Source organism: Rhodococcus sp. KBW08 (genome assembly GCF_003852455.1).
Taxonomy (GTDB): domain Bacteria; phylum Actinomycetota; class Actinomycetes; order Mycobacteriales; family Mycobacteriaceae; genus Rhodococcus_F; species Rhodococcus_F baikonurensis.
Genome location: NZ_QAJJ01000021.1, coordinates 150119 through 164416, shown reverse-complemented (window position 1 = coordinate 164416; position 14298 = coordinate 150119). Strand labels below are relative to the sequence as shown.

Here is a 14298-nt window from a genome sequence, read left to right as displayed (position 1 = left end):
GCGGATCCGTCGAGGAACCGCGCACTAGCCTCCGAGGGACAGGCGCGCTGTGCGGTTATCGAGAAAGACGGGTCATGCGTTTTCAGGTTCTGGACATCATTTTCAACCCACCCCATCCAGTGACCGGCGAGGAAGTTGCCCCGTCCGATCGGCTCAACCGCGTCGTCGAACTGGCGGTTCTCGCCGAAGAACTGGGTATCGATTCGTTCTCGGTGGGTGAGCGCCACGCCGGGCCGGTTCTTTCGTCGGCGCCAACCGTCGTTTTGGGGGCAATTGCGCAGGCCACAGACAGAATCCTGCTCTCGACGGGTGTCACCGTTCTGTCGCTACTCGACCCGATTCGAGTCGCCGAAGATTTCGGAACCATCGATCAGCTGAGCCGGGGACGCCTCGAGATCGTGATCGGCAAGGGCAACGAGGTCCTTCAGTACCCGCTCCTCGGGTTGGATATCGCCAAGCAGTACGAGTACCTCACCGAGAACTATGAACTCCTCAAACTGCTGATCAGCGAGGAAAACGTCAAGTGGGTGGGAACCCACCGACCATCGCTCGAGGACGCGACGACGCTACCGCGTCCCTACGACGGCCCGTTCCGTATCTGGCATGGATCGGCTACCTCGTTCGAGGCCGTCGAACTCGCGGCCAAGTGGGGCGACCCCATCGTCACCGCCAACGCCTTCCAGCCTCGTGAGAACTACAAAGTTCTGATCGACCACTACCGCGAGCAGTACCTGGCATACGGGCACGACCCGTCCAAGGCGTACGTCGGATCGGGTTCGGGCGGGTTGTTCCTCTCCGATACCACCGAGCAGGCCATCGAAGAGTTCCGTCCGATCTACGAGGGCGCCGTTGCACAAGCTGACAAACGCAAGCACGACCCCAAAGCGGTCGGAAAGTCGACGAGCTTCCGGACGATCGAGGAGGCCGTCGACCGTGGGCCGGCGTTGGTCGGGTCTTCGGAGCGAGTCGCCGAGAAGATCGTCGATTACCACGAGAGTTACGGCCACGATTTCCAATCGGTGTCGGTCAATCACGTGCTCGACTTCGAGCAGCAGAAGGACACTTTGCGCCGCTTTGCGGAGGAGGTTATCCCGCTGGTGAAGGCCGAACTGTCGACGACGCTGTGGACCTCGGCCGATAAAGATCGGGCGAAGGGATTCACCGCCGTCGACTGAGCGGAGAAGCCTGACTGTCGGGTAAGCAGGTCCGGCGCTGCGACGGCTCACAAGCTGCAGTAACTTGTTACCGACATCGCGGTCGGTTTTGACCGCAATGAAGGTATCCGTGAGTGGGAGTAGTGCGTTGACGTTGGGTGTGAACTCGCTTCCCGCGAACGAGCTGAGTCAGACGCTGTGGGTCGATCTGTTTCCTTGGTTGGACGACTACGTATCCGATCGTGCTGCGCTGCTCGAGCCGCTGGCCCCGTCGCCTGATTGGTGGTTCAGCGAAGCGCCGTCGTTCACTGTTCTCGAGGTCGATCTCGAGAAGGTTCTCGCCGAGCTGGCGTCCCTCTACATCGCTCACCACGCGGCAGCGGTATTACACGAGAGCTTTCCGCTCCTTGGTGAAGATCTCCCGCTGGAGGTGTTGAGTCTCGATACTCGCGCAGTGACGGCGTTGTCACGGCTCACCACCGACAAAGCAATCGGCGGTCTACTGACGCACACGACCGCTGAGATCTTCGGCGTGCGCGGAACTAGCGAACAGACGGTGCACGACATAGTGCTCAACCTGTTGGTCTGTGCGGTCATGACGACTCCGCTCGCCCGCGTCGAGACCGCTGAGGAAGCAGTTGCCCCACCCGCGATCACAGCGCTGCTCGACGATCTCGCTCAGCTGGCAATGTGGCGACGGGTCCGAGGCCAGGACAGCAGACCACTCGTCACCGTCGAGATCGACGATGAATCTCCGGCCTCGATTCAGGAAGTTGCCGCCCGGATCTCGGCTCTGACGCCGAACGACTTGCCCGACACCGACCGTACTGACGCGATGGACGAGATCGACAATCTCTTCTCGCAGCTGGATGAGCGGGAGTCGTTGGTGTTGCGTGAGCGGATCGTGGCGCGAGTTCCGCAGCGCAGGGGAGCGATCGGAGCCAAGCTCGGAGTGGGCTCGGGGCGAGTCGGGCAGATCGAGGCCGACGTGAAAGCCAAACTCAACGCGGCGTGCGGATTCGGGACAGCCGTGGGGAACTTGCTTGCCAGCCTGCGAGTCGAGATTCAGCCGGTGGCTTCCCTTGATCGGCTTCTCGAAGTGCATCCGAGCATCGCGGCGGAGGTGCCTGGTTACGGAGTTCCTCTGTGGTTGGTTATGGACCGGCTCGACGACTACTTCGAGGTGACTGACGGTTGGGCGGCCGCTCCGGGCGTCGCGGCGGCCAAGAAACGCACTCAGACATTGCTGGAAGACTTCGAGTCCCCCAACGGTGTGGTTGCACTCGACGACGTCGCCGAAGTGGTGTCGATGTCACGCGGCGAACTGGAGAAGTGGCTTGCATGGTGCGGGGTCGTCGTAGTGGCGGAGTCTGCGCTGACGCGTGCGCGTCGGATCTCCGATCTGGCAGTCGGCGCGCTCGAAGCCGTCGGATCGCCGAAGTCCGTCGTCGAGCTTGTGGAGTTGCTGAAGTCCGATCGCAGTGACCGGTCGATCGAGCGCGCGCTCGAGGCCGACGATCGCGTGGCGCTCGACGGCGCAGTGTGGCGGCTGCACGCCTGGGGAAGCGCGGATTCCGTTGGGGAGGAATCGGTTTCTCCGGGAGAGGCTGAAGGAACCAGTGAGTTCAACATTGGTGGTGACGGGATAGTCCGGCGCAAGCGGACACGCAACACTGCGAAGACGCCAGAGTTGACTCGCCGCCTGTACCGGTCAGGGAGTACGTGGCGGTATCGACTGACCGTGACCGCAGATCATCTGCGGGGCTCCGGGTTTGCTGTACCCGCCGGTGTCGCGGTCGCTGCCGGCTGTGCGCGCGGCGAGACCATCGAGTTGGAGAGCCACCTCGGCGTTCAAGCAGTTCGATGGACCGGAGCGCAGCCGACGTTCGGCACTATCCGCCGATTCCTGCGTGAACTCTCCGCTGTGGAGGGCGAAGACGTGTTGCTCGAGTTGTGGCAAGACGGAACCTTCCGCGTGGTCCGACCGGCGATCGTCCACTCTGACATCGACCCACTACGTCAGGCACTCGCAGAGGTTGGCAATCGCGAGCCATTGCGAACTGCCGAGAGACATTTGGTGCGGATTCTCGCCGAGGCCGTGTGTCTGGACGGCGAAGACCGTCCACGAAAGATACTGCGCGCGTATGAAGATCGTGGTGAAGACCTGGTTCTGGACTTCCTGGAGGCGGCATGGAGGCGCGGCGAAGCATCCGAAATCGACGAGGTAGAGGGTAAGGATGCATCCCATGACTGACGTCGCGGACACCCGCATAGTGGGCGCCAAGATCCTTGCTGCGGACGAGTCCCTCGCCGGCGCCATCGGCTTGCACCACACCATCGCGACAGCGCTCGCCGATCTGATCGACAACAGCCTCGACGCCGCGGCCTCCCACGTGCTGATCAGGTTCGTTCAGGACGGCACACGGATCGTGTCGATGATGGTGATCGACAACGGCTCCGGCATGGACAGTGACACCATTGATTCCGCGATGACCTACGGCCGCCGACGCGACTATGCCGCCGAGGACCTGGGTCATTTCGGTGTAGGGATGAAGGCGGCGTCGTTGAGTCAGGCTCGGTTGCTCCGAGTGTGGTCTCGAAAGTCCGGGCACCCAACGCAGGGCCGCGAGATCGACTCGGCCTCAGCGCAGGGGCGTCAGTCAGTTTCGGTGATCGAGGACCGGCAAGCCGAAGAATTCTTCGACGCAGTCACGCCCCGTTTTCCCTTCGACACCGGAACTGTTGTCGAATGGCGCGGCATCACAACATTTCTCATGTCCGCGCACGCGGACGAGCAGACCAGCTGGCTCGAACAGACCATCAACGACGTGCGCAGTCACCTCGGCGTCGTATTTCACCGTCTCATCGAATCCGGCCGGATCGCTCTGACTGTCGATGTCTTCGACGTCGAAGCGGGACGCGCCGGCGCGCTGCGCACAGTCAGTGCCATCGACCCGTTCCGGTATCCGCGCACCGGCGACCCCAACTACCCTCGGACACTTACCGTGTCGATCGCCGGTGCCACAGTAACCACCGAAGCTCACGTGTGGCCCGCCCGGAGCAATGCACCGGAATTTCGTATCCACGGCGCCCCCGGCCGCGACCAGCAGGGGCTCTACTTCTATCGGCACGATCGACTCCTGCAGATCGGTGGATGGAACGCGATAGTGCGGGGCCGACCGGACTACGGATTGGCGCGAATTGCTGTCGATCTGAACGATTCTCTGCTGCAGCACATCACCATCAATCCCGAGAAATCGGGGGTGACGCTCGACGCCACTGCGTCGGCTGCCGTCGACGGGGCCGTCTTCACGGATGGCAACGGTGGATTCCGTTCATATCTGACCGATGCCGAGCGCGTCGTGCGGGCAGCCCGAAGTTCTGCACCTCGGCCGATCAGCGTCATCGAGCCGGCATCCGGCTTTCCGGAAGACGTGCTCGATTCCTTCAGCGACGCCTTCGAATTCAGCGTCGGTGATGATCCGGTTGCCGTGGGTTGGCGAGCTTTGGCGCGTGATCAGTTCTTCGAAGTCGACCTCAAGACTCGAACTTTGTGGATCAATGCGCGTTTTCGGCGTGATCTGCTCGGACGTCGCAGTCTCGACCCGGCTGATGCTCCGGTGCTCAAGACTCTTGTCTTCCTGTTGGTGGGCGAGATGTTCGAAGGAACGAGAATCAGCGCTCGTCAGAGAGAAAAGACGAAGGCGTGGCAGGAAGTGTTGATTTCCGCAGTGTCAGCGCACCGGGAGCAGGTAGTGCAGTGAGTGATGAAGTATTCCGTGCGGTTGCACGTGAACTCGGTGACGGGTTTCCGCCCGAGAACGTGTTGTACCCGGTCAACGCGCGCCTGCGAGCTAGCTATCCGGACGGCCTGACCATCGCGGACATCATCGATGTGTTCCTCGACGACAATGCTGTCGGTGTACGAACGGCGCTCACCTCGCGTCTGCGGCAGTGGGATGCGGAAAGTGTTGAGACATGGGTGGGGGCGACTGTTCCGCAAAGTCCGGAACGGCGGGCTCGGATCTACGACTTGTTGGGATTGCCGGTCGACGCCCACGCCGAGATGGATGCGCACTTCCCTCGCGAAGGTGGGCCGGTTGTCATTGCTGCTCAGCAGCCGTGGGACCCCTGGTACACCTCCGAGCGCCGGCGCGAGCACGACTTCTATTGGCGCGCTTACAAGCGAGTTCTAGCCGACAAGAACTGGGACGAGGCGACAATCGGAAAGCTGGACATTGCAACCACTGAGGTTGTGCACCGGCTTGCGGATCCGACGCGGCCCGAGCCGTGTCAGTCCAAAGGTTTGGTGGTCGGCTACGTCCAGAGCGGGAAGACGGCGAATTTCAGTGGCGTAGTGGCCAAGGCGATCGACGCCGGCTACCGCTTGGTCATCGTTCTGACCGGCACTATCGAGATTCTCCGGAGCCAGACTCAGCGGCGCCTCGACATGGAATTGGTCGGTCGTCAAAACATCAGTGCCGGTGTGGACGACGACTACGCCAACGACGAGGACTGGCGAAACGGGAACTTTCTCGAACACGAAATCGATCCGAACAAGACTAATGAAATCCCGGCTATCCGCCGGCTCACCACCTCGACCTTTGACTACAAGAGCCTGCTCGCGGGCCTGAGCGCACTGCACTTCGAAACAGTGGATCACTCCCTTCCTCTGAATGATCCGAAGAATCTGTACCCGAGCAATATTCGTATCGCGGTCGTGAAGAAGAACGTCTCCAGCCTCAAGAAGCTGGTGGCCGATCTGAAGAAAGTCCCGACCGAACTCGATCAGATCCCTGCCCTGATCATCGACGACGAGGCAGATCAGGCATCGGTGAACACAATTGATCCGAAGAAGATGAAAACCGAGCAGATCGAGCGGACGGCGATCAACGGACAGATCGCTGAGATCCTCGGTCTACTCAAGCGTGCCCAGTACATCGGTTACACCGCAACACCTTTTGCCAATGTGTTTGTCGATCCGGAAGACAGCGTCAACGTCTTTCCTTCGGACTTCATCGTCAGTCTCGAGCGGCCCGGCCCGTACATGGGTGGTGCGGACTTCCACGATCTCGACGACGTCGAGGACGACGACAAGACTCCGGTCAATTCGAACGAGAAAGCGTACGTCCGGGATCTCCGGGCTGAGTGCGACGAGGATCGTTCTGCCGAACAATTGCGGGCTCTCGACTCGTTTGTCCTGACCGGGGCGATCAAGCTTTTCCGGGAATCGAAGGGCGCCAAGCCGTATCGGCACCACACGATGTTGGTGCACGAATCGGTGAAGCAGGCCGAGCACGACGCGGTGGCCAACGATTTCAAGGCCTTGTGGAAGTCGGCGGGGTACAGCCAGGCAAAGAGTCTCGCGAGGCTTGACAAGCTCTGGGCCGAGGACTTTGCAGTGGTGAGTGCGGCACGGGGCAGTGAACTGCCGAACCCTGAGTCTTTTGTCGAGTTGGAGGAGTTCATCGGCGCCGCCTACGACAAGATTTCCGAGGGCACCAGCCCTGTCATCGTGGTCAATGGTGCGGCGGAGAAGGACTACAAGCAGGATTCCCTCGATTTCCAGGAACGAGGAGTGTGGAAGATCCTTGTCGGCGGAACGAAGCTGAGTCGCGGCTTTACAGTCGAGGGCCTGACCATCACCTACTACACGCGTCGAACGGGCCAAGCTGACACATTGATGCAGATGGGACGATGGTTCGGTTTCCGCCCCGGGTACCGAGACCTGGTGCGCCTGTTCATCGGCCGCACGGTTGGCGGACCCGCCGGCACGGACTACGACATGTACAAGGCGTTCGAGGCGATCGTTCGGGACGAGCAGGAGTTCCGGAATGAGCTCACTCGGTTCAGCGGTGTGAATGAGAAGGGCGAACCGTGGGTCACTCCACGCGATGTGCCGCCGATGGTGTTTCAGCAGCTGCCGTGGCTCAGACCAACGGCTCGAAACAAGATGTTCAACGCCGATCTGGTTTATCGAGGCATGGGTGGTGAAAGTTTCAGCTTCACGATGCAGCCCCCGCGAGGCGACGGTTCGATCAACGCTCGGCACTTCGAGGCGGTTACACCATTGTTGAAGTCGTTGGACGAAACAGGGTCCTTCAATTTCGTTGACAAGGATGACGTTTCGCGATCGTTCACTGCGCGATACGGCATCGTCCCTGCCCATGTGGTGTTGGAGGCCGTCGACCAGTTCGAGTGGGCGAACGGGTGGGATTTCGGTCCCCACCGCGAAGCGCTCTCGATCGCAATCGAATCCGGATTGCTCGAAGACTTCGCAGTTCTGCTTCCGTACCCCAAGACCCGGGAGCCGATCGAGATCAAGGGTTGGCACGAGAAACTTCCGATCGTCAATCGCAAACGCCAGGAACGCGAGTACCGAACAGGTTTCACCGGTACGGCCGTTCGTGAGCGCGATGCGATCGAGCACATTGCGGGCAGCCCGAAGAAGAACGGTGGACCGCTTACGGGTGCACTTCATCGGAAGACTCGCGGTGCATTGATTCTGGTATTTGCGAACGATCCGGCTCCGCGTCAGTTGAAACGGGCACAGGCTGGCCCGGTGGACTCGCGCGATTTTGCGACGTTGTTCTCGTACGCGCTTCCGCACGCGGCGGAGCCGTTGGGGCGAATCGGTTTTCGGATGAAGCAGTCAGGGACAGGGGCGATCGTCGATGCGAACTAGGTGTGTTGTGGTGGGAGACAGGAATGGTTCTGATGGCTAAGACGATTGCGACGATCAACCTCAAGGGCGGCGTCGGTAAGACGACGATCACCGCGGGGTTGGCCGAGTTCATGTCGCTCGAATTCGGTCAGCGCGTGCTGCTGATCGACCTCGATGCGCAGATCAATCTCACGACGATGATGATCAGCGAGGATCACTGGCTCGAACTCAACAAGCAAGGGCTGACCAGCGCAACCATTTTCCGTGACGCTGTCGATGGCACGTCGAACTTCGATCTCGAAGCTTCGATTCAGCGCGGAGTCTCGCCGGTCAAGCGAGTGACGGGTGTGGATCTGCTTCCCTCATCTCTCGATTTGATCGAGCTGCAGGAGGAGATCAGTGCCCTTCGGGTTGCTGATCGGAACTCCACCAAGCCGGTTGAATTGTTGAGGGATGCCGTCGCACCGGTGATGCCGTACTACGACTACGTCCTGATCGATTGCCCGCCGAATCTCGGGCCGATCACACTCAACGGATTGGCCATGGCTGACGGCTATGTGATCCCCACGATCCCGGATGTGCTCTCCACGTACGGCATTCCGCAGATCCAGACGCATATCGCGAAGTTCGGCAAGGAACTCGGCCGTGAACTCTTCGAACTTGGGTTGGTGATCACCAAGTACAAGTCCAACTCGGCGGTGCACCGTACGACTGTGCGAAATCTTCGACGCGATCCCAACGTCCCACACGTATTGCCGGAGTATCTTGCGGAGTCGAATCAGATTGCCGCGTCGGCGGAGTTTCACCCGTACAGCACTTTGAAGGTGAAGTACGGCAATGCAGGTCAGTTCGATCAGATGCGTGCGATCACGCAGAACATTCTCACGGAAGCGCAGGCGAAGCTATGAGTGCGGGTATCGATGAGGCACGTCGTCGGGTGCAGGTTCAGGAGACCGGTGCTGCGCTCTTGAAGTTGGGTGCAACTAATGCCTCGGCATCGGTGTTGCTGGCCAAGCTGGTTCAGGTAGTCGCGGAGGAAGCTGCCCGTACCCCACGGTTCGCGAAGGCAATTGAAAGCGCTTTCGCAGTTCCGTCCGATGGATCCGCCGCTGCGGTACCTGCTTCTGCGCCGGCGCCGCGTCGTCGTGCTGCGACTCCGAAGGTGAAGCGGGAGCCCGGCGCTTTCGACCCGTTCGAGGTCTTCAAGGTTGAAGGGGAAGAAGTTCTGTTGGAACGTCTTTCAGCTCTCGATGCGGACGGTATCAAGGACATCATCGCGGAGCAGGAGATCGACACGCACAAGGAGACCGGCCGTAAACGGAAGGTCGATGTGCTGGCGGTCTGGACCGTCGAGCGGGTGAAGGCACTGACCTCGAAGGGGAGTGCGTTCCGGTAGGGGCGCCAGGAATCTCGGACACCGAGTCAACATCTACGGAGATCAAGTTGAACGATTTTCAGCTGAATAATGATGAGTACTCCCTCTATCAAGCACTCCCTTTGGATGGTTCAACTCAAGGCAATATATATACCCGACGACTGTTGGGTTGGGGAACCCCAAGATATCTGCGAGCGCGCACAGAGCTGATTCGAAAGAAGGCCGTTGTATTAGGGCCGGGAGGTGGAGGCAGCCTGCGGCGCGCGCATGACGGCGAGGCTTCACTGGATCCCGGGGATAGTCCGATCGAAACGGTTGGTGGAGTTTCTATTCCGTCTCGTGTTCGAGAAATTCATTTGTACGGGCCATTGGTCGAGACTCTCAGCAATTTCTGGAGTCACGATACGCGATCGAATTCGATTGTCGTAGAAGACACATCGAGTCAAGGGCGCCGGGTCACCGGTGGTCGTTGGAGTCGGCCTGACATCGTTTCCGTTAATCTGAAGAAGTACGACTACCTTCCGGGTAAATACATCGAGATCGTGTCATTCGAGGTAAAACCTGCTGATCAGATCAACGTGACAGCGGTCTATGAGGCGTTGGCTCACAGGCGGAGCGTGACGCATGCGTATGTGTTGCTCCACATTCCGCAAGTTCGCAGGGACTCCTTGGCAGATGACCTCGAGTCTGTCCGACTTGTGGCGGCCGAACATGGGGTTGGGGTAATTACCTTCGGTGATCAAGGTGACTACAGCACCTGGTCGACCGTCGAGCCTGCGGTCAGGGTCGACACGACGCCAGAGCGTTTGAACGACTTCATCGAGACCCAGCTTTCATCTGAGTCCAAACAGAAGATTGCTAGGAGCGTGGCTGACTACCGTTGATGATGCTTCCGCATTGAAACTCGATCAGCAGATCAGATCTCCATCGAGTTATGTGCTTACATATGTCAAGGTATCCGTGAATCGGATAGAAATTCTCAGGATCGGCACCTGGTTTTGCAGCACGGCTCACGCTGCTTAATCGATTCGCGACATAGTTCTTTCCGCCCGTCGAAGTTTCTTACGTGACAAGTGCTCGGTCTGAGACCCAGCTACTGTGTGCCATTCGAAGGCCCATGCGCGCGCAAAGATCGGGATATTTTGAGCGCATCGCTGTGTACGCCGGCTTTACGTTCGAGCGCGCTGTAAGCTCCGAGATCAGAATAAGCTCAAAGGCAACTGACTCGACCCAATCAACGTTTCGGGTATATCCCACAAGTGCTTTGGCTTGAGTTTGTTTGCAGAATTCGATCAGTCGATCGTCTGGTGCCGTCAGTGTTCGGCATGATCCTAGGTACACAGTTTTCCCGAAACACCGACCTTCGAGGATGTCGCCAAGTTCGTCAAAGGTGACATCGTTTGCTCCGAGATGAAGAGTGTTCGGTGATCCGTGGAAGTCAAGACACAGAAATCGATACCGCTGGCTTCGCATCCGAGACCAACGGTCGACTAGGTGCTCGAATTCGGCAAGGGTCGCAACATCGCGGTGGATGAGTGAGATATTCCCGCTACGTTCCAAGACTCGTAGTGCTGGTTCAATACTCATGCGATCTTCGAGTGAATCTCCCCAATCACCTTCAAGGCAAAGAACTCCTGGTGGTTTGGTCACGAGATACTCCTCATCGGTGATAATGGTGTGGGCGACTATTGAGGGGACGGCCGGTTCAGCTGGGTGCCTAGGAGATTTGCTGACCGGCAAAGGTACTGTTCCCAGTCTCCGGCATTTCTTACGTCTTGGGGCTGGGGAAAAGGAATGCTGCACGCATAAAGCGTTGCGTCGTCGTCACCGCCGCGGGTCCACGTGCGCATTTCCCCCAGACCGGGGTAGATGAGAACAGCCAATGTCGTTGTGCAGTGCGGGTGCGACGCGAGATGGCTGTAGGCGAAAAGTTGGTACTGGTCGTCGCGGCTCGGTGAACTGGCAACGTCACGCTGTTTGTACTTGGCGTCGATGATCCACAGTTGGTCGCCATCGACAGCAAGAACATCCGGGTAGGTGCGAGGATTGGATTGGTCAACGACGTCGATCCATGGATCGACCACCAGTGTCCGGTTTATCTGTCTCTGATTGAGAGTCAGGTCGAATCCGAGTTTTAGCGCGACGTGTTCAATGATTCGTTCCCAGAGCTTGTCAGTACGGATGGACAACTCGAATGTCTCGGTGTGGTGTGTGGATACTTGGGACGAAACGAGCTCAACTTGCGATAGAACCGCGAGCGCGATGGACAAGGCTTGTGACCACTGCTGATCTAGTCGGTTCAATCGGAGCCTGGGTCCTTCGTGCAGGGCCGCACGGATAGAAACGGAAGTAACTTCGCTGAGTATCCGGCGTAACCCGATGGCATCGTGCCGAAGTCGAGATGTTGACAGGTTTCCGTCGAAGGGGGAGTTCAGCGCCAAACCATCCGCGATGAAGTCGAGCGCCGAACATATGATGCCCAGCAGCGTGGTCGACTCGGTGAGTTCGGAGTAATGACACAAGACGTGTGGGCTGCCAGTCTGCAAGTGCAGGTTGATGCTCCGCGGGTCAGCGCGGCCACGGATTGTTGAATGTACCCGGGAGACTTCGCGATATCCGCGGCGCGCGTTGTTCAAGCGGCGGGATACTTCATCGAGCAATCGACGGTACACGAGGGGTCGGTGGAGGGGGGATCGTAGCGTGGTGGCATCTAGTTCTGCATCGTCCGGCCTCAACAGGTCGAGTTTGTCGAATAGTCTAAGCAGATCAGTGGTATTGGATTTGTTGGCTGACGTTGGTGTGTATTCACCAGGGAGATTGACTGAAGGTTGGAGTAAACCTTCCGCAGGTTCGTTGTCTGAATTGGAAATCGTTTGGCACAAGTAGTTTTCAACGATTGACTCGAGTGCGCGAGGCTCATCAACCTGAATCCGATCGGTCTCGTAGAGAGCGATGTCGAAGTGCCTTCCAACACTATCGTCTGGGCCCACGGTTTGTAATCGTGGTGTGCCCGGTGGTCGCCACATTTTTGGCGCAACAGTGATCAACGCTTGGGCGTCGGCATTTCCGGTGGCGACGATTCCGACTCGTGCACCGCGAGGTGAAGCAGAAACTGTGATGCTCACGCGTCGATCACGCGGGCGCCCCGAGCAAGTCCCGTTCCTTCGACCGCTATCTTCATCTGCAAATCTTCTTCCAAATGCAGATCGAATTGTTGGAGTGCTTCGATCGCGGATGTTTGTTCGGGCCCTGCGAGCTCGGGATGATGGGCGAACCAGACACTGCGAGTTCGTGGATCGAGGATTTCTTCTGCATTGAACGCGCGCACGGAGTCGATGAGTTGGGGGAGGATTGTGAATCGCCAGTGTCGGACGATCATGGCCAACGGATCGGCGAGGCTGTCGCTTCCAAGTTCGGCTGCAATGGCGTGAAAATAGGAGTGCCCGAGGATCGCGTCGGGTCCCAAAAGTGTGCGTAATGCCAAATCATTCACCCGGCTGATCGTCGCAGTACCTCGCTGAAAGACATCGCGAATTTCTGAGGAAGTACTCTCCGGCACAAGCAGTTCGGTCATTTGCGGCTCAAGCCGAAGGAAGGCAAATCTTCGCCGCAAAGCTGCGTCGAGTGGAGCGACAGATCGGTCGGTGGTGTTAGTAGTGGCAACGACGTAAACATTGTCCGGCACGAAGAACGTTCGGCCGGAGTAGGGGAGTTGAGCGGTGGTGGATGCGTCCCACATCGATGCTCGGACCGCCCGGCTAGAACTATCGCCGATGTAGGTCGCACGTTTCGACGCTTCGATGGTTAGCATCAGATCTCCGAAGACGCTAGGTATGTTGCACCGGTTCAGTTCGTCGACGAGGACCAGGACATCTTTGTTCGGAGACGCAACCGCTTTTTTGCAGACATCAACGAAGAAGCCGTCGGAGATGGCGAAACCAGAGGTCTGCCCAGATTCTTCGTCGAAAAAATCTGGCGATCGGCCGCCGCGACTCGGACGCAGCCCCTCTACGAAATCTTCGTACGACGAGCTCGGGTGCATCACAATCGTAGCGAAATCCTGCCCGTTGAATTGCTGCAGCTCGCGGCCTGTTCGATCCAACCAATTTTGGGCAATTTTATTGAGGGCGTAGGTTTTTCCGGTTCCGGGGACTCCTTCGAGAATGACGTTCTTGAACGTTAGAAGTGTCTCTAGAATTGGATCGGACAAGGTATCTGGGCCGCTGATGGTGGGGACGGAGTAACGAGACGGGTGCGTAGGTCTGCTGTTAAACAAGGTCGGAATGCACTTGTCAAGAAACTCAAGAAACGGAGGCACGTCGTTGTCGTCGATCCGGATGAGGTAAGCCTGCTTGACTTTGCCATTGATGTCGAATGGGTTGGCAGAATCGAGCTCGGATGGTATTTGGGACCTGGGAATAGGATCGTCCAAAACTCGGTAGTCGACCGGGCAGACGTAACCGGGCTCTGAATCCGAGTGACCAGGGTTCGGGGCAACGCCGGGTTTCCCAGCAACAGTTCCGATCGCGACGATCGCTCCACGCGCGTAGTGAATGATGGTCTGCCCGGGTTGCATGCGCGAGACATCTGACCAATGTCTCGGAGTCCGCCCGTTCCCTGCGACTTTGCTTGCCCAGAGGTATCCACCAGTGCTTTGTTGTGCAAACGTCTCGCCCTGATTTACCCACCACAACCCGTTGAACTCTAGGACCTGGACATCGAGAGCTTTCAGCCGACGCCGGGCAACATCCGTTACGAATTGTTGGGAGTTGAGAGGCTCGCCAGTCGCGTGTAAGTGGCCAATCCCGACGATAGCTTTCGGATCGTAGAACTTTCCCTTATGGCGTGCGAGGTAACCGGTGGCAGGCTTGAATTTGTACTTCTTCAAGACCTCGATTCGGCCCGTGCTGTCGAATTCGAGCATGGCGTCCTCGACGTGCGAGAGCTCGATGTCACTGATCATTGCAGGCCACCAGTACTTTCATTGGATTTACTAACGTGCTGAAGATCGTTTCGATGAGTTGACTGCTTGAACTCCCGAAGGCTGGACCTCTATCAGGGACTTTACACAGTTATGTCACAGCTACACGTTGGTGCGGTATCGG

At 58.4% G+C, this 14298-nt stretch carries 10 protein-coding genes; 7 read left to right on the top strand and 3 right to left on the bottom strand.

Annotated features, from left to right (window positions below):
* The first annotated feature begins 74 nt into the window (after positions 1 to 74).
* From DBV08_RS27795 to DBV08_RS27765, 7 genes are all read left to right on the top strand, one after another.
* A complete protein-coding gene (locus tag DBV08_RS27795) occupies positions 75 to 1175 on the top strand; it encodes an LLM class flavin-dependent oxidoreductase (protein ID WP_124569538.1) in 1101 nt (366 codons plus the stop codon).
* Between the two features lie 109 nt (positions 1176 to 1284).
* Entirely contained in the window at positions 1285 to 3408 is a 2124-nt protein-coding gene (locus DBV08_RS27790; protein WP_260395785.1) for a hypothetical protein, read from the top strand.
* Positions 3401 to 4918, top strand: a complete 1518-nt coding sequence (locus DBV08_RS27785; protein ID WP_124569537.1) for an ATP-binding protein — start codon at positions 3401 to 3403, stop codon at positions 4916 to 4918. The genes DBV08_RS27790 and DBV08_RS27785 overlap by 8 nt, the downstream gene beginning before the upstream one ends.
* The gene (locus tag DBV08_RS27780) at positions 4915 to 7839 is read left to right on the top strand and encodes a Z1 domain-containing protein (RefSeq protein ID WP_124569536.1); all 2925 of its coding nucleotides are present in this window, start codon (positions 4915 to 4917) and stop codon (positions 7837 to 7839) included. The genes DBV08_RS27785 and DBV08_RS27780 overlap by 4 nt, the downstream gene beginning before the upstream one ends.
* Positions 7840 to 7871: 32 nt before the next feature.
* Positions 7872 to 8726: a ParA family protein gene (locus DBV08_RS27775; RefSeq protein WP_003940667.1), complete on the top strand. Its 855-nt coding sequence runs from the start codon at positions 7872 to 7874 to the stop codon at positions 8724 to 8726.
* The gene (locus DBV08_RS27770; RefSeq protein WP_124569535.1) at positions 8723 to 9214 is read left to right on the top strand and encodes a hypothetical protein; all 492 of its coding nucleotides are present in this window, start codon (positions 8723 to 8725) and stop codon (positions 9212 to 9214) included. Before DBV08_RS27775 ends, DBV08_RS27770 begins: the two co-directional genes overlap by 4 nt.
* Positions 9215 to 9261: 47 nt before the next feature.
* The gene (locus DBV08_RS27765; protein WP_124569534.1) at positions 9262 to 10077 is read left to right on the top strand and encodes a hypothetical protein; all 816 of its coding nucleotides are present in this window, start codon (positions 9262 to 9264) and stop codon (positions 10075 to 10077) included.
* 178 nt (positions 10078 to 10255) lie between these two features.
* On the opposite strand, the gene DBV08_RS33320 is transcribed toward DBV08_RS27765, so the two are convergent.
* The 3 genes from DBV08_RS33320 to DBV08_RS27755 are packed head-to-tail and all read right to left on the bottom strand — an operon-like array spanning position 10256 to position 14156.
* Positions 10256 to 10843: a DUF6642 family protein gene (locus DBV08_RS33320; RefSeq protein WP_397488108.1), complete on the bottom strand. Its 588-nt coding sequence runs from the start codon at positions 10841 to 10843 to the stop codon at positions 10256 to 10258.
* Positions 10844 to 10878: 35 nt separating this feature from the next.
* Positions 10879 to 12318 carry a 5-methylcytosine restriction system specificity protein McrC gene (locus DBV08_RS27760; protein ID WP_124569533.1) on the bottom strand — a complete coding sequence of 480 codons (1440 nt, stop codon included), beginning with the start codon at positions 12316 to 12318 and terminating at the stop codon, positions 10879 to 10881.
* Positions 12315 to 14156, bottom strand: a complete 1842-nt coding sequence (locus DBV08_RS27755; RefSeq protein ID WP_124569532.1) for an McrB family protein — start codon at positions 14154 to 14156, stop codon at positions 12315 to 12317. The genes DBV08_RS27760 and DBV08_RS27755 overlap by 4 nt, the downstream gene beginning before the upstream one ends.
* Positions 14157 to 14298: the final 142 nt, after the last annotated feature.